The sequence below is a fragment of the Streptomyces sp. NPDC032940 genome (genome assembly GCF_040636935.1).
Lineage (GTDB): Bacteria > Actinomycetota > Actinomycetes > Streptomycetales > Streptomycetaceae > Streptomyces.
On record NZ_JBEZVJ010000020.1, the window covers coordinates 102734 to 127600 of the forward strand.

Annotated in this window: 20 protein-coding genes; 8 read left to right on the forward strand and 12 right to left on the reverse strand. The window is 72.1% G+C overall.

What is annotated here, in order from left to right; all coding sequences use genetic code 11:
* Positions 1-10 precede the first annotated feature (10 nt).
* From cydB to AB0E77_RS23210, 4 genes are all read left to right on the forward strand, one after another.
* On the forward strand, positions 11-1015 hold the full coding sequence (gene cydB / locus AB0E77_RS23195; protein ID WP_361573557.1) for a cytochrome d ubiquinol oxidase subunit II: 1005 nt from the start codon (positions 11-13) through the stop codon (positions 1013-1015).
* 22 nt (positions 1016-1037) lie between these two features.
* On the forward strand, positions 1038-4547 hold the full coding sequence (gene cydD, locus AB0E77_RS23200) for a thiol reductant ABC exporter subunit CydD (RefSeq protein WP_361573559.1): 3510 nt from the start codon (positions 1038-1040) through the stop codon (positions 4545-4547).
* A gap of 120 nt (positions 4548-4667) precedes the next feature.
* Complete coding sequence (locus tag AB0E77_RS23205) at positions 4668-6350, forward strand: GAF domain-containing protein (RefSeq protein WP_361573561.1); 1683 nt, start codon at positions 4668-4670, stop codon at positions 6348-6350.
* A 149-nt stretch (positions 6351-6499) separates the two neighbouring features.
* Complete coding sequence (locus AB0E77_RS23210) at positions 6500-7549, forward strand: peptidoglycan DD-metalloendopeptidase family protein (protein WP_361573563.1); 1050 nt, start codon at positions 6500-6502, stop codon at positions 7547-7549.
* Positions 7550-7594: 45 nt separating this feature from the next.
* Here AB0E77_RS23210 and AB0E77_RS23215 read toward each other — a convergent pair whose 3' ends face one another.
* The 5 genes from AB0E77_RS23215 to AB0E77_RS23235 form a co-directional block, all read right to left on the reverse strand.
* On the reverse strand, positions 7595-8482 hold the full coding sequence (locus tag AB0E77_RS23215) for an HAD family hydrolase (RefSeq protein ID WP_361573565.1): 888 nt from the start codon (positions 8480-8482) through the stop codon (positions 7595-7597).
* Between the two features lie 121 nt (positions 8483-8603).
* Positions 8604-9506: an LLM class flavin-dependent oxidoreductase gene (locus AB0E77_RS23220; protein ID WP_361573567.1), complete on the reverse strand. Its 903-nt coding sequence runs from the start codon at positions 9504-9506 to the stop codon at positions 8604-8606.
* A gap of 75 nt (positions 9507-9581) precedes the next feature.
* Positions 9582-10040: a hypothetical protein gene (locus AB0E77_RS23225; protein ID WP_361573599.1), complete on the reverse strand. Its 459-nt coding sequence runs from the start codon at positions 10038-10040 to the stop codon at positions 9582-9584.
* 6 nt (positions 10041-10046) lie between these two features.
* The gene (locus AB0E77_RS23230; RefSeq protein WP_361573569.1) at positions 10047-10595 is read right to left on the reverse strand and encodes an RNA 2'-phosphotransferase; all 549 of its coding nucleotides are present in this window, start codon (positions 10593-10595) and stop codon (positions 10047-10049) included.
* A gap of 68 nt (positions 10596-10663) precedes the next feature.
* Positions 10664-12421 carry an SDR family oxidoreductase gene (locus tag AB0E77_RS23235; protein WP_361573570.1) on the reverse strand — a complete coding sequence of 586 codons (1758 nt, stop codon included), beginning with the start codon at positions 12419-12421 and terminating at the stop codon, positions 10664-10666.
* A 338-nt stretch (positions 12422-12759) separates the two neighbouring features.
* Between AB0E77_RS23235 and AB0E77_RS23240 the strand changes: the two genes are divergently transcribed.
* From AB0E77_RS23240 to AB0E77_RS23255, 4 genes are read left to right on the forward strand one after another with little or no spacing between them, the layout of a single operon-like run.
* Positions 12760-13722, forward strand: coding sequence for an ABC transporter ATP-binding protein (locus AB0E77_RS23240; RefSeq protein ID WP_361573572.1), 963 nt, complete (start codon positions 12760-12762; stop codon positions 13720-13722).
* A complete protein-coding gene (locus tag AB0E77_RS23245) occupies positions 13712-14629 on the forward strand; it encodes an ABC transporter permease (protein WP_361573574.1) in 918 nt (305 codons plus the stop codon). Before AB0E77_RS23240 ends, AB0E77_RS23245 begins: the two co-directional genes overlap by 11 nt.
* 52 nt (positions 14630-14681) lie before the next feature.
* A complete protein-coding gene (locus AB0E77_RS23250) occupies positions 14682-15593 on the forward strand; it encodes an ABC transporter ATP-binding protein (protein WP_361573576.1) in 912 nt (303 codons plus the stop codon).
* Positions 15594-15604: 11 nt separating this feature from the next.
* Positions 15605-16324 (forward strand): ABC transporter permease, encoded by a 720-nt coding sequence (locus tag AB0E77_RS23255; RefSeq protein WP_361573578.1) that lies wholly within the window; start codon positions 15605-15607, stop codon positions 16322-16324.
* Positions 16325-16540: 216 nt separating this feature from the next.
* Here the strand turns inward: AB0E77_RS23255 and AB0E77_RS23260 are convergent, their stop codons facing one another.
* From AB0E77_RS23260 to AB0E77_RS23290, 7 genes are all read right to left on the reverse strand, one after another.
* A complete protein-coding gene (locus AB0E77_RS23260; protein ID WP_361573580.1) occupies positions 16541-17383 on the reverse strand; it encodes an HAD family hydrolase in 843 nt (280 codons plus the stop codon).
* A complete protein-coding gene (gene serS, locus AB0E77_RS23265; protein WP_361573582.1) occupies positions 17380-18657 on the reverse strand; it encodes a serine--tRNA ligase in 1278 nt (425 codons plus the stop codon). Before serS ends, AB0E77_RS23260 begins: the two co-directional genes overlap by 4 nt.
* Before the next feature lie 627 nt (positions 18658-19284).
* Positions 19285-20217, reverse strand: coding sequence for a prephenate dehydratase (pheA, locus tag AB0E77_RS23270; protein ID WP_361573584.1), 933 nt, complete (start codon positions 20215-20217; stop codon positions 19285-19287).
* A gap of 85 nt (positions 20218-20302) precedes the next feature.
* Positions 20303-21607 carry an iron uptake transporter deferrochelatase/peroxidase subunit gene (gene efeB / locus AB0E77_RS23275; RefSeq protein WP_361573586.1) on the reverse strand — a complete coding sequence of 435 codons (1305 nt, stop codon included), beginning with the start codon at positions 21605-21607 and terminating at the stop codon, positions 20303-20305.
* Between the two features lie 8 nt (positions 21608-21615).
* Complete coding sequence (locus tag AB0E77_RS23280; RefSeq protein WP_361573588.1) at positions 21616-23577, reverse strand: copper resistance protein CopC; 1962 nt, start codon at positions 23575-23577, stop codon at positions 21616-21618.
* A 13-nt stretch (positions 23578-23590) separates the two neighbouring features.
* Positions 23591-24064, reverse strand: coding sequence for a copper chaperone PCu(A)C (locus tag AB0E77_RS23285; protein WP_361573590.1), 474 nt, complete (start codon positions 24062-24064; stop codon positions 23591-23593).
* Positions 24061-24711, reverse strand: a complete 651-nt coding sequence (locus AB0E77_RS23290; protein WP_361573592.1) for an SCO family protein — start codon at positions 24709-24711, stop codon at positions 24061-24063. Before AB0E77_RS23290 ends, AB0E77_RS23285 begins: the two co-directional genes overlap by 4 nt.
* Positions 24712-24867 lie beyond the last annotated feature (156 nt).

The following is a 24867-nucleotide window of genomic DNA, read 5'->3' on the forward strand; positions in this document are numbered from 1 at the left end:
CTGCACAGTCATGGAACTGCACGACGTCTGGTTCGTTCTGATCGCCGTCCTGTGGACCGGCTACTTCTTCCTGGAGGGTTTCGACTTCGGGGTCGGCGTGCTCACCCGGCTGCTCGCCCGTGACCGTGCCGAGAAGCGGGTGCTGATCAACACGATCGGTCCCGTCTGGGACGGCAACGAGGTGTGGCTGCTGACGGCCGGCGGCGCCACGTTCGCCGCCTTCCCGGAGTGGTACGCCACCCTCTTCTCCGGCTTCTACCTTCCCCTGCTGGTCATCCTGCTCTGCCTGATCGTCCGGGGCGTCGCCTTCGAGTACCGGGTGAAGCGGCCCGAGGAGCGCTGGCAGCGCAACTGGGAGACCGCGATCTTCTGGACCTCGCTGATCCCGGCGTTCCTGTGGGGCGTCGCCTTCGGCAACATCGTCCACGGAGTGGAGATCGACCGGGACCTGGAGTACGTCGGCACCGTCTGGGACCTGATGAACCCGTACGCCCTCCTCGGCGGCCTGGTCACCCTGACCCTGTTCACTTTCCACGGAACGGTGTTCACCGCGCTCAAGACCGTCGGTGAGATCCGCGGACGGGCGCGGGCACTCGCACTGCGGGTGGGCCTCGTCGCCGCGGTGCTGGCCCTCGTCTTCCTGCTGTGGACGCAGGCCGACAGCGGCGACGGCAAGAGCCTGGTCGCGCTGGTGGTGGCCGTCGCCGCCCTGGTCGTCGCGCTGCTGGCGAATCAGGCGGGGCGTGAGGGCTGGGCGTTCGCGCTGTCCGGCGTCACCATCGTGGCGGCTGTGGCGATGCTCTTCCTGACGCTGTTTCCGAACGTCATGCCCTCCACGCTGAACGCGGACTGGAGCCTCACCGTCACCAACGCCTCGTCCAGCCCGTACACCTTGAAGATCATGACCTGGCTGGCCGTGATCGCCACCCCGGTCGTCCTGCTCTACCAGGGGTGGACCTACTGGGTGTTCCGCAAGCGGATCGGCACTCAGCACCTCGCCGACGCCGCGCACTGAGTCCGGGCGGGGTGTGTTTCACGTGAAACCGATCGATCCACGACTGCTGCGGTACGCCCGCGCCACGCGGTTCTTCCTGGTGGCGGTCGTCGTCCTGGGCGCCGTCGGGGCCGGACTGGTCGTGGCCCAGGCGATGCTCATCGCCGAGACCGTGGTGGGCGCCTTCCAGCACGGTATGACGGCCGCCGAACTGCGCACCCCGCTGTTGCTGTTGGTGGCCGTCGCCTGTGGCCGGGGCCTGATCGGCTGGCTGACCGAACTGGCCGCGCACCGGGCGAGCGCGGCCGTGAAGTCGGAGCTGCGGGGCCGGCTCCTGGAACGGGCGACGGCGCTCGGCCCCGGCTGGCTGAGCGGACAGCGCACCGGGTCGCTCGTCGCCCTGGCCACCCGGGGAGTCGACGCCCTCGACGACTACTTCTCGCGCTACCTGCCGCAGTTGGGGCTCGCGGTGGTCGTGCCGGTGGCGGTGCTGGCGCGGATCGTCACCGAGGACTGGGTCTCGGCGGCCATCATCGTCGCCACCCTGCCGCTCATCCCGGTCTTCATGATGCTGATCGGCTGGGCCACGCAGTCGCGGATGGACCGGCAGTGGCGGCTGCTGTCCCGGCTGTCCGGGCACTTCTTGGACGTGGCCGCGGGGCTGCCGACGCTGAAGGTGTTCGGCAGGGCCAAGGCACAGGCCGAGTCGATCAGACGCATCACCGGCGCATACCGGCAGGCGACCATGCGGACCCTGCGGATCGCCTTCCTGTCCTCCTTCGCCCTGGAACTGCTCGCCACGCTCTCGGTGGCACTCGTCGCCGTGACCATCGGCATGCGGCTCGTCCACGGCGACATGGCCCTGTACGACGGCCTGCTCGTGCTCGTGCTCGCGCCCGAGGCCTATCTGCCGCTGAGGCAGGTGGGAGCGCAGTATCACGCGGCAGCCGAGGGCCTCGCCGCCGCCGAGGAGATCTTCTCGGTACTGGAGACGCCCGCCCCGTCCTCGGGCGACCGACCGGTGCCGCCGGACGGCGCGCTGTCCTTCGAGGGCGTGACCGTGCGCTACCCGGGGCGTACCGCGGACGCCGTGTCGGACGTGGACCTCGTCGTCGAGCCCGGCGAGACGGTCGCGCTGGTCGGACCCAGCGGAGCGGGCAAGTCGACGCTTCTCCACGCCCTCCTCGGCTTCGTCCGTCCCTCCCACGGGCGGATCAGGATCGGCGGGGCCGACCTGACCGGGCTCGACCCGGCGCAGTGGCACGCTCGCGTCGCCTGGGTGCCGCAACGTCCGCACCTGTTCGCGGGCACGATCGCCGAGAACGTACGACTGGCCCGTCCCGAGGCGGACGACGCGGCCGTGCGGCGGGCGCTGCGCGACGCCGGGGCGCTGGAGTTCGTGGACGCGCTGCCGGAGGGGGCGGGCACGGTGCTCGGCGAGGACGGTGCCGGGCTGTCCGCCGGGCAGCGTCAGCGGCTCGCCCTGGCCCGGGCGTTCCTCGCGGACCGGCCGGTGCTGCTGCTCGACGAGCCGACGGCCGCCCTGGACGGGGCGACCGAGGCCGAGGTCGTGGCCGCCGTGCGCAGGCTCGCGGCCGGCCGGACCGTCCTGCTGGTGGTGCACCGTCCGGCCCTGCTGGAAGTGGCCGACCGCGTGGTGCGCCTCGACGAACCGGTCTCGGCGCCCGCGGCCGGCGATGCCCCGAGGCCCGTGGCGGACCGCCCTGTCGAGGAGGCGCCGGGAACCACCGCCCCGACTCCCGCCGGCGGTCCGGGCACGCCGGAACCGGCGCCGGACACTTCGGCCGGGGTCCTCGCCCGGGTGCGCGCGATGTCCGCCGCCCGGCGCGGACGGCTCGGTCTCGCGCTGCTTCTGGGGAGCCTCGCGCTCGGCAGTGCCGTCGGACTCATGGCCACGTCGGGGTGGCTCATCTCGCGGGCGTCGCAGCAACCGCCGGTGCTGTATCTGATGGTGGCCGTGACGGCGACGCGTGCCTTCGGGATCGGGCGGGCGGTGTTCCGCTATGCCGAGCGGCTCGTCTCGCACGACGCCGTGCTACGGATGCTGGCCGACACCCGGGTCGCCGTCTACCGGCGGCTGGAGCGGCTGGCGCCCGCCGGACTGCGCACCAGCCGGCGGGGCGACCTGCTGTCGCGGCTCGTCGCCGACGTCGACGCGCTGCAGGACTACTGGCTGCGCTGGCTGCTGCCCGCCGGCACCGCCGTGGCCGTCTGCACCGCGTCGGTCGGCTTCACGGCCTGGCTGCTGCCGGAGGCCGGTGCCGTGCTCGCCGCCGGACTGCTCGCGGCCGGGGCCGGCGTCCCGCTGGTCACCGGGGCGGTGGCGCGGCGGGCGGAGCACCGGCTGGCCCCGGCTCGCGGTGTCCTGGCCACCCGGGTGACCGACCTGCTCACCGGTACCGCCGAACTGACCGTCGCCGGTGCCCTGCCCGGGCGGACCGCCGAGGCGCGACGGGCCGACGGCACCCTGACCCGGATCGCCTCGCGTGCGGCCACGGCCACCGCGCTGGGCGACGGCCTGGTCGCGCTGATCTCCGGCCTGACCGTCGCGGGTGCGGCGCTCACCGGCGTCCAGGCGGTGGCCGACGGCCGCCTCACCGGCGTGGCCGTCGCCGTCGTGGTCCTCACCCCGCTGGCCGCCTTCGAAGCGGTCCTCGGACTGCCGCTGGCCGTGCAGTACCGCCAGCGCGTGCGCAGGAGCGCCGAGCGGGTGTACGAGGTGCTCGACGCGCCCGCGCCCGTACGCGAACCCGTGCGGCCACGGCAGGCGCCCGCGTCACCGTTCCCGGTCGTCCTCGAGGGGCTGGCCGCACGCCACCCCGGGCAGGAACGGGACGCCCTCGCTGGCCTCGGTCTGACGCTGGCCGAGGGCCGCCGCATCGCCGTGGTCGGACCGTCCGGCTCCGGCAAGACGACGCTGGCCCAGGTGCTGCTGCGGTTCCTGGACGCCGACGCGGGCTCCTACACGCTGGCCGGCACGGACGCCGGCGCCCTGGACGGTGACGACGTGCGACGGCTCGTCGGGCTGTGTGCGCAGGACGCGCATCTCTTCGACAGCTCGGTGCGCGAGAACCTGCTCCTGGCCAGGAAGGACGCCACGGAGCCCGAGCTGCGCGCCGCGCTGGCGCGGGCCCGCCTGCTGGAGTGGACCGACGGTCTGCCCGACGGCCTGGACACATTGGTCGGCGAGCACGGGGCGCGGTTGTCGGGCGGCCAGCGGCAGCGGCTGGCCCTGGCCCGTGCACTGCTCGCCGACTTCCCCGTCCTCGTGCTCGACGAGCCGGCCGAGCATCTCGACCTGCCCACCGCCGACGCGCTGACCACCGATCTGCTGGCCGCCACCGAGGGCCGTACGACCCTGCTCATCACCCACCGGCTGGCCGGCCTGGACGCGGTGGACGAGGTGATCGTGCTGGATCAGGGCAGGGTCGTGCAGCGCGGCACGTACGCGGAGCTGGCAGCCGTGGACGGACCGCTGCGGACGATGGCCGAGCGGGAGGCGGCGTCGGAGCTCCTGGCGGCGGCCCGGTGACCACGGGGCGGGGGTGACCACGGGAGGGACGGGGGGCGCCGGACCGTCCGGGCAGTGCGCGGGTCCGGGCAGCCACCCTTCCGACTTTCCTGAACAAAACGGTCTGATTAGGCTCGGTCCATGCCCGCAGCACCGCCCCCCGGACCTCCGACGCCCCGCGACGGCGTCTCGGCCGAGCTCCTGGCGCGGGTGCCGAAGCTGCTGGAGGCGATGCGGTCGGTCGGCACCGGACTGGAGCTGCACTCCACGCTGAACCGGATCTGCGCGACCGCGGCCGATCTCGCGGGCGCCCGGTACGCGGCGATCGGTGTCGTCGCCGAGGACGGCGAGGGCCTGTCCGACTTCGTCCACCACGGCGTCGACGAGGCGACCGCCCGGCGGATCGGGCGCCTGCCCGACGGTCGCAAGGGGCTGCTGGGCGCTCTCCTCCGTGACCCTGAGCCGGTCCGGCTCAGGGACCTGACCGGTGATCCCCGCTCCTGCGGCTTTCCCGAGCACCACCCGCCGATGCGCACCTTCCTCGGAGTGCCCGTCCGGGTGCAGGGGGAGATCTTCGGGAACCTCTTCGTGACGGACAAGCGGGACGGTGAGCCGTTCGACGACTACGACCTCGCCATGGTCCGAGTCCTCGCCACGGAGGCCGGGATCGCCATCGGCAACGCGCGTCTGTACGAGGCGGCGCAGCAGCGGGAACGCTGGATCGACGGCTCGGTCGCCGTCACCACCGCGCTGCTCTCCGGCGGTGACACCGACGACGCACTCCAGGTCGTCGCGGAACAGGCCCGCCGGCTCTCCGGGGCGGCCGCCGGGATCGTGCTGCTGACGGCCGACGGCGGAGGCATGGAGATCGCCGCCGTCGCGGCGCCGCGGCCCACGGACGCACTGGGCACGGTCATCCCGCCGGACCACGGCGTGGTCGCCGAACTTCTCGCCGGGCACGCCGTGTTCGTCGACGACGCGGCCACCGACCCGCGGCTGGACACCGGGCCGGTGCGCGCCTACGGGCCGGTGATGCTGCTGCCGCTGTGCAACGACGGGCGAGTCCTCGGCAGCCTGGTGATGCCCCGGGCGCGGGGCGGGCATCCGTTCACACGGGCGGAGCGCGTGCTCGGCGGCCAGTTCGCCGCGCAGGCCGCGCTGGCGCTGATGATGGCCGACGCGCAGCGTGACCGGGAGCGGCTCGCCGTGTACGAGGACCGCGACCGCATCGCCCGGGACCTGCACGACCTCGTCATCCAGCGGCTGTTCGCCACGGGCATGATGCTGGAGAGCGCCCAGCGCGGCCCGCTCGTGCCCGAGGTGCGCGACGGAGTGGGCAGGGCCGTCGACGAACTCGACGTGACCATCCAGGAGATCCGCTCGGCGATCTTCGCGCTGCGGCAGCCGGCCGAGGCCCCCGCGGGTCTGTGCGCCCGGGTGCTGCGCGAGATCACCACGGCGGCCGTGCCGTTGGGCTTCACGCCCTCGCACCGCTTCGTCGGCCCGGTCGACGAAGCGGTGGGCGACCTGACCGGCAAGAACCTCATCGCCGCCCTGCGCGAGGCCCTGTCCAACGCCTTCCGGCATGCCCGGGCCACCCGGATCGACGTGGTGGTCGACGCGGAGGCCATCCTGCCGGACGGGCGGCCGGGCGTGCGGCTGACCGTCGCGGACGACGGCGTCGGCATCCCCGAGGGCGGCCGGCGCAGTGGGCTGCACAACCTCGAGCGCCGGGCCGAGACGCTCGGCGGCGTCAGCCGCGTCGGCCCCGGCATCGGCCCGGACGGCAGCGGGACGACGGTGCTGTGGGAGGCGCCGTACTGACGCGGCGCCAGGCCGCCCCGTCCTGAGGGGGCGTCAGCGGCGTGTTGCCCCATGTGCAGCAACCGCGCTGGGCCGTGTGCAGCAACCGGTCCCCCGCCCGTACGACGTGAACAGGACCGCGAGCCCGTCCGCGGGCCACGATCGCTGCCATGCGCTCATCTCGCCGCCATCCGCTGCTCGTTCCGGTGGTGCTGTGCGCACTCGCCGTGCTCGCCGCCCGCCCCACCGGGGCCACCGAGGAGGACGGTGGCCCCGGCACCGCCGCCGGCACGGAGGTGGCGCGGCTGTACGAGGAGGCGGCCAAGGCCACCGAGCGGTACGAGCGGGGCCGGCGCGAGGCCGAGGCGCTGCGGACCAAGGCCCAGCACTACGAGGAACAGCTCGACAGGCAACGGCGGGAGAGCGCCGCGCTGCACGAGGACCTGGGTACCCTCGCCCGCGCCCAGTACCGCAGCGGAGGCGGGCTTCCGGTCACCGCGCGGATGATGCTCGCCGACGACCCGGACGAGCTGTTGCGAGGTCAGCGTGCGTTGCGCCGTGCCGATCGGGCCGTCGACAGGGCGATCGGCCGGAGCAGGCGGGCGGAGGCCCGGCTCGCCGAGGACGAGGCCCGGGTGACCGCGGCCCGGCAGGCGCTCGACAAGCGCAACGATGAGCTCGCGGACCTCAAGACGGAGATCGAGGGCAAACTGCTGGCCGCGCGGGCCCGGCTGGAGGGCGAGGCGGATGCCTCGGTGGCGGCCGGCTCCTGCCCGGGCGCGGTCCGCCTGGAGCAGCCGGAGCGGCGCCCCTCGTCGGCGTGGGTCACACCGGTGGAGACGTACGAACTGTCGGCGTCCTTCGGCAGCGGCGGTGCACGGTGGGCGAACCGCCACACCGGGCAGGACTTCGCGGTGCCGGTCGGGACGCCGGTGCGGGCGGTCGGCGAGGGCCGGGTCGTCAGGGTGTCGTGCGGGGGCGCCTTCGGCATCCAGGTCGTCCTCCGGCACCCGGGCGGCTATTACACGCAGTACGCGCACCTCGCCGCCGTCGCCGTCGACCAGGGCGAGCGGGTCGAGCCGGGGCAGTGGATCGCGCAGTCGGGCAGCACCGGCAATTCCACCGGGCCGCATCTGCACTTCGAGGTGCGGATCACACCGGAGACGGGCTCGGCCCTGGACCCCGTGCCCTGGCTGGAGCGACGCGGGGTGCGGATCTGACCGGGCGACCCCTGTGACAGGGCCGTCCTGCGGCCCACGCCTGGTTCACGCCGTCTCCGCCAGGATGCGCTCGATCACGACCGCCACCCCGTCGTCGTTGTTGGCGACCGTCCGCCCCGACGCGGCGGCGATCACCTCCTGGTGCGCATTGCCCATGGCGTAGGACCGCCCCGCCCAGGTCAGCATCTCGACGTCGTTCGGCATGTCACCGAAAGCGACGACCTCCTCGTGCGAGATGCCGCGCTCGGCGCAGCACAGGGCCAGCGTGCTGGCCTTGGAGACCTCCGGTCCGCTGATCTCCAGCAGGGCGCTGGGGCTGGACCGGGTGACATTGGCACGGTCGCCGATGGCGATGCGGGCCAGCTTGAGGAAGGCGTCGGGCTCCAGCTCGGGGTGGAAGGCCAGGATCTTGAGGACGGGCTCGGCCGCGGCACGCCCGTCCGGCGCCAGCAGCTCCTCGGCGGGTGCCAGGGTGTCGGGGACCTCGATGTGCAACCTCGGGTACTCCGGCTCCTGGTGGAAGCCGTAGGTCTGCTCCACCGCGTACATCGTGCCGGGTGCCGCGTCGCGCAGCAGCCGTACGGCGTCCAGCGCGTTCTCGCGGGCCAGCTCCCGGACCTTCACGAAGCGGTGGGCGCCGGGGCCGCCGTGCAGGTCGACCACGGCGGCGCCGTTGCCGCAGATGGCGAGGCCGTGGCCGTGGACGTGCTCGCTGACGACGTCCATCCAGCGGGCGGGGCGTCCGGTGACGAAGAAGACCTCGATCCCCGCCTTCTCGGCGGCCGCCAGGGCGGCGACCGTGCGCGGGGAGACCGACTTGTCGTCGCGCAGCAGCGTGCCGTCCAGGTCGGTGGCGATCAGTCGCGGGCGTACGGCGGCGGCCGGGGTCTCGGGCTGTCGGGTCGCTGAGGTCACCCGGCCATTGTCACGCATATGCCCGCACGCCCGTGCGAGAGTCTGCACATCTGTGAGCTACGGCTCTCATCGGCGCCTCCTCCGTCCCGCCGGCCCGCCGTCGCCCGGCCGGGCCCGCACGGAGCGTCTCGGCGCGTCTTCAGCGCAGCTGGGCCGGCGCCTCCATGGCGATCTTCTCGAATACCTTGGCGTCCGTCGCGAAGTCGGAATCGGGGATCGGCCAGTGCACGACGATCTCGGTGAAGCCCAGCTCCCGGTGGGTTCCCGCGAAGTCCACGAACGCGTCCACGGACTGCAGCGGCCGGCCACGGTCCGGTGTGAAGCCGGTGAGCAGCACCTTGTCGAGCTCGTCCACGTCGCGGCCGATCTCGGCGCACGCGTCGGCCAGCTTCTCGGCCTGCCCGCGCAGGGCCCGCACCGACTGCTCCGGAGTGCCGTTCTCGTACAGCTTCGGGTCGCCGGTGGTCACCCAGGCCTGTCCGTACCGCGCGGCGAGCCGCAGCCCCCGCGGGCCGGTGGCGGCCACCGCGAACGGCAGCCGGGGCCGCTGCACGCAGCCCGGGATGTTGCGCGCTTCGTGCGCCGCGTAGAAGTCGCCCGTGTACGACACCGCCTCCTCCGTGAGCAGGCGGTCGAGCAACTGGAGGAACTCGGCGAACCGGTCGGCCCGCTCGCGCGGCGTCCACGGCTCCTGGCCGAGCGCCGTCGCGTCGAAGCCGGTGCCGCCCGCTCCTATGCCGAGCGTGATCCGGCCCCCGGAGATGTCGTCGAGGGAGATCAGCTCCTTGGCGAGCGTCACCGGGTGCCGGAAGTTCGGCGAGGTCACCAGGGTGCCGAGACGCATCCGCTCGGTGACCGCCGCGGCGGCGGTCAGGGTCGGCACGGCACCGAACCACGGGCCGTCCCGGAAACTCCGCCAGGAGAGGTGGTCGTAGGTGTACGCGCTGTGGAAACCGAGCTGCTCGGCACGAGTCCAGGTCGAGCGGCCGCCGTCGTGCCAGCGGCGGTACGGGAGGATCACGGTGCTCAGACGCAGGCTCATGCCACCGAGCCTATGCGGACGCGCAGGTTTCACGTGAAACGGCCAGGCGGGTTTCACGTGAAACGGCCGCTGCCGTCATCGCACACGGCTGCTCAGCCAGGGGGTGAGGAGAATCATCGGCACGTGTTCCTTGTACGTGCGATCTCCGGGCAGCGGCACGACCAGACGGTAGCCGGGCGGAAAACGGCGGGCCCGGACGTAGGCCGGCCCGCCGAAGACGGAGCGGAGGAACGCGGGCACGTCGTCGCGCGGGATGTCGGGGCATTCCACGGTCTCGACGGTGATCAGCGCGTCGTCCTCGGGGAAGAGCCGCACGCTCACCCGCGGCACCCCGCCGAACTCGACGAGGGCCTCATGAGGAAGGGAGCCGTCGGGATCCGTGGTCACGCCCAGGCCCGCAGTGCTGCGGCGGGACGTCTGATCTGCGCCGATGTCATGGGTCACCTCGATCTCGCGCGCGTATTCCGCGGCGAGGGCGACGAGGGCGGTCACGGCGGACTCGGTCGTGGGCAGATGCTCCATGTCCCCGATGATGCGGGGTCAGTGCGATGCGGGGAAGCGCAGATAGCGCGGGGGTACGGACTTGGTCAGCCAGACCCCGTTCGCACTGACGTGGAAGACGTGGCCGTCGCGGTGCATGGCGGCGGCGTCCACCGACAGCACGACCGGCCGGCCGCGGCGGGCGCCGACCCGGGTGGCGGTCTCCCGGTCGGGCGAGAGGTGCACGTCGTGCCGGTTCATCGGGCGCAGGCCCTCGGTGCGGATCGCGGCGAGGGCCCGGGCCACGGTCCCGTGGTAGAGGTACGGAGGCGGGTCCGCCGGGGGCAGCCCGAGCTCCACGTCGATGCTGTGGCCCTGGCTGGCCCGTATGCGTGTGCCCTCGACGGCGAAGCGCCGTTTGTCGTTGGTGGCGACCACGTGGTCCAGCTCGTGCCGGGTGAAGCGGAAGCCGTGCGCGGCCGCCGCGGCGATCAGTGTGTCGATCTCGACCCAGCCGGCCTCGTCGAGCGTGAGCCCGATCCGGTCCGGCTGGTGCCGCAGATGCTTCGACAGGTACTTGGACACCTTCACGGTGCGTCTGTCGTCCATGCGTTCATCGTTCATACCGCCAGCGTGCCGAGCCGGGCGGGCAGCACGCGATCGATTTTGCGTGGAAACTACAGCGGCGGCGACACGCGGGCCAGCCGTCGCAACGCCCCGGGCAGGAAACGGGACATGAGGTGGGCGCCGCGCGCCTCCGGCGTGACGGGGACGACGGCCCGGTCGTGCACGACGGCCGCCAGAATCGCGTCGGCGACCTTCTCCGGCGGGTAGTTGCGCATCCCGTAGAGCCGGGCGCTGCGCTGCTGCCGGCGCTTCTCCTCATCCGCGCCGGCCCCGGCGAAGCGCGCCGTCGAGGTGATGTTGGTGTTGACGATGCCGGGGCAGACCGCCGTGACGCCGATGCCCTGCTCGGCCAGTTCCGCGCGCAGGCACTCGCTGAGCATCAGCACGGCCGCCTTGGAGGTGCTGTAGGCGGGCAGGAGCCTGGAGGGCATGAAGGCGGCCGCCGACGCGGTGTTCACGATGTGGCCGCCCTGCCCCCGCTCGGCCATCTGCCGGCCGAAAAGACGGCAACCGTGGATCACACCCCACAGATTGACGTCGAGGACCTTCTTCCAGTCCTCCGGCGTCGTCTGCAGGAAGGAGCCCGACATGCCGATCCCCGCATTGTTCACGAGGACGTCCACCACGCCGTACTCCGCGACGACCTTGGCCGCGAGTTTCTCCATGGCCTGCTCGTCGGAGACGTCGGCGGTCTCCGTCCAGGCCTGCCGGGCTCCGGCGAGCCGGGACAGCTCCGCGGTGCGGGCCGCTGCCCCGGAGTCCCGGTCGACGGCCACCACGCGCGCTCCGGCCTCGGCGAACGCGAGCGTCGTCGCCCGTCCGATGCCGCTGCCCGCACCGGTGACCAGGACCAGCTGGCCGGCGAAGCGGTCGGCGTGCCTGCCGCTCGCCGGCACCTCGGTCCGCCCGTCCTCGACGGTGGTGACGAACTCCGTGATCCAGTCCGCCAGCCGGTCGGGCCGGGTGCGCGGCACCCAGTGCTTGGCGGGCAGGGTGCGGCGGGTGAGCCGCGGCGCCCACTGCTCCAGTTCGTCGTAGAGCCGCTCGGACAGGAACGCGTCACCGAGGGGTGTGACGAGCTGGACGGGAGCGTGGGCGTGGGCGTCGTCGCGCGGCTGTCGCAGCCGGGGCCGGACGTTGTCCCGGTACAGCCAGGCTCCGTGCGCGGCGTCCGTGGGCAGGGACGGCGTCGGGTAGTCGCCGCCGGGCACCTGCTCGACGCGCCGCAGGATTCCCGGCCAGCGCTTGCCGAGGGGGCCCCGCCAGGCCAGTTCGGGAAGCACCGGCGTGTGCAGGAGGTAGACGTACCAGGACTTGGCGCCCTGGCCGAGGAGCTGGCCCACCCGGCGGGGGGTGGGCCGCTTGATCCGCCGGTTGATCCAGTGGCCGAAGTGGTCGAGGGACGGCCCCGACATCGAGGTGAAGGACGCTATCCGGCCTTCGGTGCGCTTGACCGTGACGAACTCCCACGACTGCACCGAACCCCAGTCGTGGCCCACCAGGTGCACGGGCCGACCGGGGCTCACCGCGTCCGCCACGGCCAGGAAGTCGTCCGTCAGCTTCTCCAGCGTGAACCCGCCGCGCAGCGGGTTCGGCGCGCTGGACCGGCCGTGGCCCCGGACGTCGTAGAGCACCACGTGGAACCGGCCGGCGAGGCGGCCGGCCACCTCGGACCAGACCTCCTTGCTGTCCGGGTAACCGTGCACCAGCACGACCGTCGGCTGCTGCGGGTCGCCCAGCTCGGCCACGCACAGCTCCACCTCGCCCGAGCGCACCCAGCGCTCCCGCGCACCGTCCAGCACCGCCATTGCTCCTCCGCCCAGTGCCGCACGTGCGGCAGATCGTCATCCGGCCGGTGGGGTCCGACCGCCCCGTTCCACCCGTTCCGGCCGCCCCCGCCGACCGCCCTGCCCGCTCGTCACGTGACGCCGCCGAATCTCCCAGTTGTTAGACCGATCGTCAATAGGGCCTCCCGGCACCGGCCCCCCCGAGCCCGCCCGTCCAGGCCCCTGAGGGACCGTGGGTCTCGCCGTGGCCCTCAGGTACGGCATCCCCTACGGGCCCGTACTACTCGAGTCTGATTCCAAGACGGCTCTCCGGTCTGACGACCGGAGTGGCGGGCGTCACTACTGTCGTGGATGTGACTGTGATCGCGACCGAAAGCCTGAGCAAGCGGTTCCCCCGGGTGACCGCGCTCGACCGGCTCTCCGTGGACATCGGACCCGGTGTGACCGGACTCGTGGGCGCCAACGGCGCCGGCAAGTCCACTCTGATCAAGATCCTGCTGGGTCTGTCCCCCGCCACCGAGGGCCGCGCCGAAGTGCTCGGTCTCGACGTCGCCACCAAGGGCGCCGACATCCGCGAGCGGGTCGGCTACATGCCGGAACACGACTGTCTGCCACCCGACGTCTCGGCGACCGAGTTCGTCGTCCACATGGCACGCATGTCCGGCCTGCCGCCGGCCGCCGCCCGCGAGCGGACCGCCGACACCCTGCGCCACGTCGGCCTGTACGAGGAGCGCTACCGCCCCATCGGCGGCTACTCGACCGGCATGAAGCAGCGTGTGAAGCTCGCGCAGGCCCTGGTCCACGACCCGCAGCTGGTCTTCCTGGACGAACCGACCAACGGCCTCGACCCGGTCGGCCGCGACGAGATGCTGGGCCTCATCCGCCGCGTGCACACCGACTTCGGCATCTCGGTCCTCGTCACCTCCCACCTCCTCGGCGAACTGGAACGCACCTGCGACCACGTGGTCGTCGTCGACGGCGGCAAGCTGCTGCGGTCCAGCTCCACCACCGACTTCACCCAGACCACCACGACCCTCGCGATCGAGGTCACCGACACCGACGAGCACCCAGACGGCACCCGCGCGGTGCGCGACGCGCTCCACGCGCGCGGGGTCACCACCGAGGACGGCAGCGGCCTGCCCGGCGCCGGCCACGTCCTGCTGCTCAGCGCGTCCGGCGACGAGACGTACGACCTCGTCCGGGACGTCATCGCGGACCTCGGCCTCGGCCTGGTGCGCATGGAGCAGCGCAGGCACCACATCTCGGAGGTCTTCAAGGACAGCGACGCAGCACGGAAGGAGGCGGTCGGCCATGGCAACTGAACAGCCCCTGCCGGCGAAGGCCACGATGCCGGGCGACCAGACCCGCATCCACAACATCGGCTACCGCAGCTACGACGGCCCCCGCCTCGGCCGCGCCTACGCCCGCCGCTCCCTGTACTCGCAGTCCCTGCGTGGCGCCTACGGCCTCGGCCGCTCGGCCAAGTCCAAGGTGCTGCCGATGCTCCTGTTCGTGGTGATGTGCCTGCCCGCCGGCATCATGGTCGCGGTAGCGGTCGCCACCAAGGCCGACGAACTGCCCCTGGACTACACGCGCTACGCGATCGTCCTCCAGGCCGTCATCAGCCTCTACGTCGCCTCCCAGGCGCCCCAGTCCGTCTCGCGCGACCTGCGCTTCAAGACCGTGCCGCTCTATTTCTCCCGGCCCATCGAGACCGCCGACTACGTCCGCGCCAAGTACGCGGCACTGGCCTCCGCCCTGTTCATCCTCACCGCCGCACCCCTGCTGGTGCTCTACGTGGGCGCCCTGCTCGCCAAGCTCGACTTCGCGGACCAGACCAAGGGATTCGCCCAGGGACTCGTCTCCGTGGCACTGCTCTCGCTGCTCTTCGCCGGCCTCGGCCTGGTCGTCGCCGCTGTCACCCCGCGCCGAGGCTTCGGCATCGCCGCCGTCATCGCCGTCCTCACCATCACCTACGGCGCGGTCTCCACCCTCCAGGCCATCGCCGATGTCCAGGACAGCTCCGGCTCCATCGCCTGGATCGGCCTGTTCTCGCCGATCACGCTCATCGACGGCGTGCAGTCCGCCTTCCTGGGCGCCACCTCATCCTTCCCCGGCGGAAGCGGCCCGAGCTCCGCGGAAGGCGCGGTGTACGTCCTCGTCACCCTGGGCCTGATCGCCGGCGCCTACGGCCTCCTGATGCGCCGCTACAAGAAGGTGGGACTGTGACCACGCCCGCCCCGTCGCCCGCCACCACCCTTCCAAGGAATGGGCTGCGCCCATGAGCACTCTCTCCATCGACCACGTCTCCCGCTGGTTCGGCAACGTGGTCGCCGTCAACGACATCACCATGACGATCGGCCCGGGTGTCACCGGCCTCCTCGGCCCCAACGGCGCCGGCAAGTCCACCCTCATCAACATGATGGGCGGCTTCCTCGCCCCCTCCACCGGCACCGTCACCCTCGACGGACAGCCGGTCTGGCGCAACGAGGCCATCTACCAGCACATCGGCGTCGTCCCCGAACGGGAGGCGATGTACGACTTCCTCACCGGCCGCGAGTTCGTCCTGGCCAACGCCGAACTGCACGGCCTCGGCGCCAAGGCGGCCGACCAGGCGCTCGCCACGGTGGAGATGGCCTATGCGCAGGACCGCAAGATCGCCACGTACTCCAAGGGCATGCGGCAGCGCGTCAAGATGGCATCCGCCCTCGTCCACCAGCCCTCCCTGCTCCTGCTCGACGAGCCGTTCAACGGCATGGACCCGCGCCAGCGCATGCAGCTGATGGACCTGCTGCGCCGCATGGGCGACGAGGGTCGCACCGTGCTGTTCTCCTCGCACATCCTCGAAGAGGTCGAGCAACTCGCCTGGCACATCGAGGTCATCGTCGCCGGACGCCACGCGGCCAGCGGCGACTTCCGCAAGATCCGCCGCCTGATGACCGACCGGCCGCACCGCTACCTGGTGCGCTCCAGCGACGACCGGGCACTCGCCGCGGCGCTGATCGCCGACCCTTCGACGTCCGGCATCGAGGTCGACGTCGCCGAGGGCGCACTGCGCATCCAGGCCGTCGACTTCGGCCGGTTCACGGCACTGCTGCCCAAGGTCGCCCGTGACCACGGCATCCGGCTGCTCACGGTCTCGCCGTCCGACGAGTCCCTCGAGTCCGTCTTCTCGTATCTCGTCGCGGCGTAGGAGGCCGAAGAATGTACGACCCCACAGTCGCCCGGCTCACCTACCGAGCCCTGCTCGGCCGCCGCCGGGCCCTCATCCTCGGTGCGCTCCCCCTGCTGCTGCTCGTCATCGCCGTGGTGGTGCGGGCGCTCACCGGAGCCGACGACCAGACGGCGTCCGACGTGCTCGGTGGGTTCGCGCTCGCCACCATGGTGCCGATCATCGGCGTCATCGCCGGCACCGGTGCCATCGGCCCGGAGATCGACGACGGCTCGGTCGTGTACCTGCTGTCCAAGCCGGTCAGACGGCCGACGATCATCTTCACCAAGCTGATCGTCGCCATCGCCGTGACCATGGTCTTCTCCGCCGTGCCCACGCTGCTCGCCGGTCTGATCCTCAACGGCAACGGCCAGCAGGTCGCCGTCGCCTACACGATCGCCGCGCTGGTCGCCTCCATCGCCTACGCCGCGCTCTTCCTGCTGCTGGGCACGGTGTCCCGGCACGCGGTGGTCTTCGGACTCGTGTATGCCCTCGTCTGGGAGGCGCTGTTCGGCTCCCTTGTGCCCGGCGCCCGCACCCTGAGCGTCCAGCAGTGGTCGCTGGCCGTGGCCCAGAAGGTCGCCGACGGCAATCTCGTGACCTCCGACGTGGGTCTGCCGACCGCGACGGTGCTGCTGGTCGGGGTCACCGTGCTCGCGACCTGGTACGCCGGCCAGAAACTGCGGTCGCTGACGCTCGCGGGGGAGGAGTGACCGGGCGGCGCCGGCTCCGCCGTTAATCGGTGGCACCCGGATCGCCGTACCGGCAGTGTGGAGCATGCACGAGGCCGGACGGCACCGGCGCATCGGCGGCCGCTTCGAGCACGCGAGACGCCTCGCGTGGGCCGACCGACGGGGACGCCGGTGCCGTCCGGACCGTGAATCCGAAGAAGCCACCGCGGCAGCCCGGGGCCTGCCGCCGGACCGCCGTCAGAGCGCCAGCCGCTCCAGCACCACGGCGATCCCGTCCTCGTCGTTCGAGGACGTCACCTCGTCGGCCACCGCCCTCAGCTCCGCGTGGGCATTGGCCATCGCCACGCCCCGGGCGGCCCAGCCGAACATCGGGATGTCGTTGGGCATGTCGCCGAAGGCGATCGTGTCCGCCGCCTTCAGCCCGAGGCGGCGGGCCGCCAGCGACAGTCCCGTCGCCTTCGACAGACCCAGCGGAAGCAGCTCGACGACACCGGCACCGGCCATGACGACCGTGACGAAACCGCCCGCGGCCTGCCGGGCGGCCTCCGCCAGCTCGTCGTCCGACAGCGTCGGATGCTGGATGTAGATCTTGTTCAGCGGCGCGGACCAGAGATCCGAGGCGTCGGTGAAGGGAACGGCCGGGAGCTCACCGCCGACGGCGTAGCCCGGCCCGACCAGGACGTCGCCGTCCAGGCCGTCCCGGCTGGCCGCCAGGTACAGCGGACCGGTCTCCGCCTCGATCTTGGCCAGCGCCACCCCGGCCAGCTGCCGGTCCAGCGTGACCGAGGTCAGCAGCCGGTGCTCCCCGGCGTGGTACACCTGCGCGCCCTGGCCGCAGACCGCGAGACCCTCGTAACCCAGGTCGTCCAGGATGTGCCGGGTCCACGGCACCGCCCGCCCGGTCACCACGATGTGGGCCGCGCCCGCCGCGGTGGCCGCGACGAGCGCCTCACGGGTGCGGGACGAGACCGTGTCGTCGCTGCGCAGCAGCGTGCCGTCGAGATCGGTGGCGATCAGCCGGTACGGGAACCCCCCGGCGGAACCGGCCTCGGGGCCCGTGGCGGAACCGGTGTCACTCACTTGGCCACCGGCTCCAGGACCTCCCGGCCGCCCAGGTAGGGCCGCAGCACCTCGGGCACGCGTACCGAGCCGTCGGCCTGCTGGTGGTTCTCCAGGATCGCCACGATCGTGCGCGGCACCGCGCACAGCGTGCCGTTGAGCGTCGCCAGCGGGCGCACCTTCTTGTCCTCGCGGACGCGGATGGACAGCCGGCGGGACTGGAACTCGGTGCAGTCCGAGGTCGAGGTCAGCTCGCGGTACTTGCCCTGGGTCGGGATCCACGCCTCGCAGTCGTACTTGCGCGAGGCCGAGGAGCCCAGGTCGCCGGAGGCCACGTCGATGACGCGGAACGGCAGCTCCAGCGAGGTCAGCCACTGCTTCTCCCACTCCAGCAGGCGCTGGTGCTCGGCCTGCGAGTCCTCGGGGAGGACGTAGGAGAACATCTCGACCTTGTCGAACTGGTGCACGCGGAAGATGCCCCGGGTGTCCTTGCCGTGCGAACCGGCCTCACGGCGGAAGCAGGGCGAGAAGCCGGCGTAGCGGAGCGGCAGCCGGTCGGCGTCGATGATCTCGTCCATGTGGTACGCGGCGAGCGGCACCTCGGACGTGCCGACCAGGTACAGGTCGTCCTTGTCGAGGTGGTAGACGTCCTGGGCGGCCTGGCCGAGGAAGCCGGTGCCGGCCATCGACTGCGGCCGCACCAGCGCAGGGGTCAGCATCGGCGTGAAGCCGGCCGCCGTGGCCTGGGCGATCGCCGCGTTGACGAGGGCGAGCTCCAGGAGCGCGCCGACGCCGGTCAGGAAGTAGAAGCGCGAGCCGGAGACCTTGGCGCCGCGCTCGACGTCGATGGCGCCGAGCAGGTGGCCCAGCTCCAGGTGGTCGCGGGGCTCGAAGCCCTCGGCGGCGAAGTCGCGGTGCGTGCCGTGCGTCTCCAGCGTGACGAAGTCCTCCTCGCCGCCGACGGGGACGTCGGGGTGGATGAGGTTGCCGAGTCGCTGGAGCAGCTCCTGGGTCTCGGCGTCCGCGGCGTCCCGCTCGGCGTCGGCCGCCTTGACGTCGGCGGCGAGCCGGCTCGCGCGCTCCAGCAGCTCGGCCTTCTCGTCGCCGGAGGCCTTGCCGATCAGCTTGCCGAGGCCCTTCTGCTCGGCACGCAGCTCGTCGAAGCGGACGCCGGACGACCTGCGCCGCTCGTCGGCAGACAGGAGGGAGTCGACGAGCGCGACGTCCTCTCCACGGGCGCGCTGCGACGCGCGCACACGGTCGGGGTCCTCACGGAGCAGGCGAAGGTCAATCACGCGGTCAAGGCTACCGGTGCCCGGTGACGGCTCACGACCCACTATTGCCTGCCGCGTTCCGCGCGCTCCGCTATGGGGGAAATGGGGCCTTGTGTTCCCGCCGCCGGGCCTGTCAATAAAAGGCGGCCCATTCCCTGGAACGAGGCGGACGGCGAGCGTCGTGTTGACTGGACTTCCTTGCGTGGGGCGGGACTTGGGCCTCGGCTGTCCACAGGTCGCTCGGACTGGGGAAAGTTATCCACAGGCTGTGCGAAAGATCTGTGGACTGCGGAGGTGATCATTCCTAATCGGACGCACGGGGGCATGCCGGGCGAGGAATTCTTGCGCCAAACCCCCTTCAGGCTCACTTTCGAGTGGAAACAGGTCACTCCGGAGGATGGAGGGCAAGAAACAGATGGACGAGGGGTGACCTGGGCCCCTGTGGGTGAAGTGGGCGCCCGTAGGGTGATTTGTCGATGAAGGGCGCTTCGTTGTCGACTTGTCCCCAGGTCGAGAAGCGGACCTGTGGATAACTTTGACCGCTCTGTGGATAACGACAATCGGCAGGTACGACCGGCCGTGGACAAGCCATGGACCAAGCCATGGACCAAGCCATGGATCAAGCCATGGATCAAGCCGTGGACAACCTCAGAAACGGCCGTCCTGGCACCGCGCCACCCAGTCGGCAGCCGCGGTGAACTCCTCGTCGGAGGTGCCCCGCCGCAAGGGAGCCACGTCCGACGGATCGACCCCCGCGCGCGGGTACGACCCCAGGTAGCGCACCTGGAGACAGATCCGCTTCAGCCCCATCAGGGCCTCGGCCACCCGCCGGTCGGAGATGTGCCCCTCGGCGTCGATGCAGAAGCAGTAGTTGCCGATGCCGGCGCCGGTGGGCCGGGACTGGAGCAGCATCAGGTTGATGCCCCGGGTGGCGAACTCGCCGAGCAGGTCGCGCAGGCCGCCGGGGTGGTCGTCGCGCTGCCAGAGCACGACGGACGTCTTGTCCGCGCCGGTGGGAGCGGCGGGCCGGGCGGGACGGCCCACGAGCACGAACCGTGTCTGCGCGTTCTCCGCGTCGTGGATCTCGGACTCGAGGACCTCCAGGCCGTACCGTTCCGCGGCGAACTCGCCGGCGAAGGCGGCGTCGTACCGGCCCTCCTGCACGAGGCGGGCGCCGTCGGCGTTGGATGCGGCCGATTCCCAGGCCACGTCGGGCAGGTGGGCCTTGAGCCAGTTGCGTACCTGGGGCTGGGCGGCGGGGTGGGCGGTGACCGTCTTGATGTCCGACAGCCTGGTGCCGGGGCGGACGAGCAGCGCGAAGGTGATGGACAGCAGCACTTCGCGGTAGATCATCAAGGGCTGGCCGGCGACCAGCTCGTCGAGGGTGGTGGTGATGCCGCCCTCGACGGAGTTCTCGATCGGCACGAACGCGGCCTCGGCCTCGCCTACGCGCACGGCGTCGAGCGCGGACTGGACGGACACGTAGGGGACCAGTTCCCGGGTGGCCGCCTCGGGAAGGGTGCGCAGGGCGACTTCGGTGAACGTGCCTTCGGGACCGAGATACGCGTAACTGGCGGGCATGAGCCTCACCTTAATGGCCTTGCCGGACGCGGAGCACGCTCCGCCCGGCCCGTCACCCCATGGGGCGGCCCGTCGGGGCGAGGGTTCATCCCTCCAACAGCCGCTGCCCCACGTACTCACCCTGCGCGGCCCCGCCCGGCACGGCGAACAGGCCGCTGGCCTCGTGCCGGATGAACGTCGACAGCGCGTCCCCGCGGTCGAGCTTGCGCTGCACCGGGACGAAGCCGCGCAGCGGGTCGGCCTGCCAGCAGATGAAGAGGAGGCCCGCGTCGGGGACTCCGTCGGGGTCGAAGCCGTCGTGGTAGGAGAACGGGCGGCGGAGCAGGGTGGCACCGCCGTTCTGGTCGGGGCGGGTGATGCGGGCGTGGGCGTTGATCGGGACGACCAGCTTTCCGTCGGCGTCCGTCTTCTCCAGGTCCATCTCGGTGGTCTCGGTGCCACCGGAGAGGGGGGCGCCGTCGGACTTGCGGCGTCCGATGACGTCCTCCTGGGCCTTGGCGGAGAGCTGTTCCCAGTCGTCGAGCAGCATGCGGATGCGGCGCACGACGGCGTAGGAGCCGTTCGCCATCCATGCGGGCTCGCCCTGTTCGGGCACGAAGATGTGCTGGTCGAAGCCGGTGTCGGCCGGCTTGGGGTTGCGGGTGCCGTCGATCTGGCCCATGAGGTTGCGGGTGGTCATCGGGTGGGCGGTGGCGCCCGGTGAGCGGTTGAAGCCGTTCATCTGCCAGCGGATGCGGGCGGCGGACCCGGCGTCCCGCTGGATCGCGCGCAGCGCGTGGAAGGCGACCAGGGCGTCGTCGGCGCCGATCTGCACCCACAGGTCGCCGTTGCTGCGGGCCTTGTCGAGGCGGTCCGAGGAGAAGTCGGGCAGGGGGTCGAGGGCGGCCGGGCGCTGCCGGTCCAGCCCGGTCCGGCCGAAGAAGCTGTGACCGAAGCCGAAGGTGACGGTCAGGGAGGAGGGCCCCGCGTCCCGTGCGACGTCCGTGTCACCGGTTCCGGTCGGTTCCCCGGCCATCAGCCGCCGAGCGGTGTCCGACCAGCGGCGCAGCAGTGCCGCGGCCTCCTTGCGCCCGGCGCCCGGCTTCAGGTCGAAGGCGACCAGGTGGCCGCTGGCCTGCATGGCGGTGGTGATGCCGGGCTGATGTTTCCCGTGAAACATCGCCTGCCCGCTGCCCACCGAGGTGAGCGGCGTGGCGGCGGAGGATGGTGCGGCGGCGTACCCCACGGCGCCGCCTGCCGCGCCGAGCACGAGCCCGGTGGCACCGGCGGTGCCGAGGAGCCGGCGCCGTGAGATGCCCCCACGCGGGGTGGCGTCGTGCACGCCGGGCCCGGCGTGCGCGCCGGGCGTCTCCTCCGGGGTGCGGGTCTCCGGGATGGACTGGTCAGCCATGGTGCGGTTCAGCCGATCTGCGCGTTCTTGGAGATGGTCACCTGGTCGATGTCGGAGGTGCGTACGGTGACGGCGACCTTCCAGTCGCCGGCCATCGGGAGCTGCACTCCGCTCGCCGACCAGTGTCCGGTGGTGATGTGTTCGGGGACGACGGGCAGGGGCCCGAGGTCCTTCGCCTCCAGGGCGAAGGCGATCTTGATCTCGGGGATGTCGACGGCGCGGCCGTCCGCGTCCTCGACGTAGACGTGCAGGTCGTTGTCGCCGACCCGCGCGGGGTCGAGTTCGATCCGTACGACGCCCTTGCCGTTGGCGCTTCCGGTGTCGAAGGGCATGTCCAGGGTGACGGCTCCGGACACGGCGGTGGACGAGGAGGCGGCGGTCCGGCCGGCTGCCTGGGCCTCCTGCTCGGTGCGTCCGGGTTCGGTCTGGGTCAGCACGGTGGTGACGGCGAGCAGGACGACGGCGATGCCGGCCTCCGCGAGGACGGAGCGGCGCAGTCCGAGGCGGTGGGGGTCGGCGTCCCGCAGCCGCTTCTGCCGGGCGGTGTCCATGGCGGCCCGCTGCCGGGCGAGCTGGGCGGCACGCCGGGGATCACCGGCCCCCTTCGACGCCCCGGACGCCCCGGCCCCCTTCGACGCCCCGGAAGCCCTCTCCTCCTGGCGGCGCCCGGCCACGGAGACCTGCTCCTTCTCCTCCGACTTCTCGTCCCTCTTCTCCCGCCGTGGTGCGACCAGGTCCGCCGTCCCGGCCAGCTGTGCCGTCCACCGTCGCGAGAGGTACGCGATGCCGACGATCACCGCCACGAGCGCGATTTTGACGAGGAGCAGTTGCCCGTAGCGGGTCTCGGTGAAGGCCGACCAGGCACCGAGCTGGCGCCAGGACTGGTAGACGCCGGTCACCACGAGCACGACGACGCTGCCGAAGGCGATGCGGGAGAAGCGGCGTACGGCGGAGGTGGGGACGGGGGTGTCGGCGGGTGCCCGGTACAGGGCGACGATCAGGGCGGTGAGTCCGCCGAGCCAGCCGGCGACGGCCAGCAGGTGGACGACGTCGACCGGCATGGCGAGGCCGGCCTGGAGACCGACGGAGGCGTGCTCGGACAGAGCCCAGGTCGCCGCGAGCCCGGCGGCCACGACGGTCCCGCCCACGGCGAGCCCGAAGGTGAGGTCCTTCTTCTCCTCGGCCTCGCGCTTGTCGTAGGCGCCGAAGAGGACGGCGATGAACAGCGCCGCCGCGGCGAGCAGCAGCAGCCGGGAGACCAGTGAGGCGCCGCTCTTGGTCTGCAGGACCTGCCCCAGCAGGCTCAGGTCGAAGACGTCGCCGAGCTTTCCGGAGCCGGTGTAGGAGCCGCGCAGCAGGAGCAGCAGCAGGGTGGCGGCGGTCAGCGCGAGCCAGCCGGAGACGACGAGCCGTTGCAGGGGCCGGACGCCGGAGCCGCGTGGCCAGCAGGCGAGCACGAAGGCGGCGCCGCCGGCCAGGACGACGAAGCCGGCATAGGACACGTACCGTCCGATGCCGTACAGCAGGCCGACGATGCCGCCGCCCGCTTCCTGGGCGTCGACGGAGACGGTGGTCTCGGAGGGGGCGCCGACGGAGAAGGTGTAGGCGCCGGAGACCGGGTGGCTGTCGGCGGAGACGACCTGGTAGGCCACCGTGTAGGTGCCGTCGGGCAGGCCGGCGTGCAGTTTCACTGCGTACGTAGTGCCGCCGGTGCCGGCGGGCCGGCCGTCGTCGACGCGGGTGCCCTTGGGGTCGAGGACGCGCAGGGAGTCGTCGTCCAGGGAGACCGTCTCGGAGAAGGTGAGCGACACCTGGGCCGGGGCCTTGTCGACCACCGCCCCCTGCTGGGGATCGCTGCCGGTCAGCGCGGCGTGCGCGGAGGCCGGGCCGGCGCCGGCGAGCAGCGCGCAGGCCGCGGCCAGGAGCAGCAGCACCAGGGTCCGGACGCGCGGGGCGATGGTCTGCGTCAAGGTGGTCCCTCCCTCAGTGTCCGGCGTGTCCGTCGGCGGGCCGGTACGTGGCCGGTTTCACCGGCATCTCGACCGTGACGGGGTCGGAGTGCGCGAAGTGGAGCTCGATGGAGACCGTCTCACCCTGTTCGGGACGGTGCTTCAGCTTTTCGAACATCAGGTGGTTGCCGCCGCTCTCGAGCACGAGCTCGCCGTGCGCGGGCACGGGCAGCCGGTCGACCTCCTTCATGGCGCCGCCGACGGTCTCGTGGACGGTGACCTCGCCGAGCGGGCTGGTGACGGAGGTGAGTGCGTCCTCGGCGTCGCCCTTGTTGGTGACGGTGAGGAAACCGGCGGCCATGGATGCGGAGACCGGCTGCGGTATGTAGGCGGCGCCGACGGAGAGTTCGGCGGCCGACGAGGTGCCGGAGCCGGAGTCGCCGCAGCCTGCGAGGACCAGAACGCCGATGACCGCGGCGGCGGCCAGGGCGGGGCGGCGGCCGGTCACGGGTTCTCCCCCTTGACCAGCTTGGGGAGGTCCCTGGTGTAGTCGTCGACGGTGGCGTCCTTGCCGTAGAGGACGTAGCCGCCGTCGGTCTTCGGGGAGAAGGCGATGACCTGGGTGCCGTGGGTCGAGACGACGTTGCCGTCCTTGTCCTTGGTCGGCGGGTCGATGGAGATGCCGAGGGTGCGGGCGCCGGCCTGGATGGTGGCGAAGTCGCCGCTCAGCCCGACGATCTGGGGATCGATGCCCTGGAGCCACTTGCCGAGCGCGGCCGGGGTGTCGCGCTCGGGGTCGGTGGTGACGAACACGACGCGCAGCTCGTCCTGCTCGGCCTGGGAGAGCTGCTTCTTGGCCACCGCGATGTTGTTCATCGTCAGGGGGCACACGTCGGGGCAGTGCGTGTAGCCGAAGTAGATCAGGGTGGGCTTGCCGGCGGTCTGCTCGCGCAGGTCATACTGCTTGCCCCGGGTGTCGGTGAGGACCAGGTCCGGCTTCTCGAAGGGCTTGTCGAGGACGGTGGCCGCCTGCTGGCCGGTGTCCTCGGAGACCACGGTCACGGGCTTGTCGCCGTCACCGCCGCTGCCGCAGGCGGAGAGGGTCAGGGTGGCGGCGGCGAGCAGCGCCGCCGCGGCGAAGGTCTTCTTGCGCATAGAGAAATGTCCCAGATGTGATGTGCCCCGGTGGGCGCCGGGGTCCGCGTACGGAGCCCCGGTCAGCGACCGCACGCCCGCTTCGCTCAGCGACCGGAGCACGGCGTCCAGCTTGTCGGTGTCGACCTGGAGCCGGACCCGGTTTCCCCGGACGTC

Coding starts and splice junctions, on each gene's coding strand:
- AB0E77_RS23235 (WP_361573570.1), bottom strand. CDS start 12,421: ATGGCGGTGCTGGACGGTGCGCGGGAGCGCTGGGTGCGCTCGGGCGAG.
- AB0E77_RS23210 (WP_361573563.1), top strand. CDS start 6,500: ATGCGCTCATCTCGCCGCCATCCGCTGCTCGTTCCGGTGGTGCTGTGC.
- AB0E77_RS23255 (WP_361573578.1), top strand. CDS start 15,605: ATGTACGACCCCACAGTCGCCCGGCTCACCTACCGAGCCCTGCTCGGC.
- cydB (WP_361573557.1), top strand. CDS start 11: ATGGAACTGCACGACGTCTGGTTCGTTCTGATCGCCGTCCTGTGGACC.
- AB0E77_RS23215 (WP_361573565.1), bottom strand. CDS start 8,482: ATGCGTGACAATGGCCGGGTGACCTCAGCGACCCGACAGCCCGAGACC.
- AB0E77_RS23245 (WP_361573574.1), top strand. CDS start 13,712: ATGGCAACTGAACAGCCCCTGCCGGCGAAGGCCACGATGCCGGGCGAC.
- AB0E77_RS23220 (WP_361573567.1), bottom strand. CDS start 9,506: ATGAGCCTGCGTCTGAGCACCGTGATCCTCCCGTACCGCCGCTGGCAC.
- pheA (WP_361573584.1), bottom strand. CDS start 20,217: ATGCCCGCCAGTTACGCGTATCTCGGTCCCGAAGGCACGTTCACCGAA.
- efeB (WP_361573586.1), bottom strand. CDS start 21,607: ATGGCTGACCAGTCCATCCCGGAGACCCGCACCCCGGAGGAGACGCCC.
- AB0E77_RS23230 (WP_361573569.1), bottom strand. CDS start 10,595: ATGGACGACAGACGCACCGTGAAGGTGTCCAAGTACCTGTCGAAGCAT.
- AB0E77_RS23290 (WP_361573592.1), bottom strand. CDS start 24,711: ATGCGCAAGAAGACCTTCGCCGCGGCGGCGCTGCTCGCCGCCGCCACC.
- AB0E77_RS23205 (WP_361573561.1), top strand. CDS start 4,668: ATGCCCGCAGCACCGCCCCCCGGACCTCCGACGCCCCGCGACGGCGTC.
- AB0E77_RS23250 (WP_361573576.1), top strand. CDS start 14,682: ATGAGCACTCTCTCCATCGACCACGTCTCCCGCTGGTTCGGCAACGTG.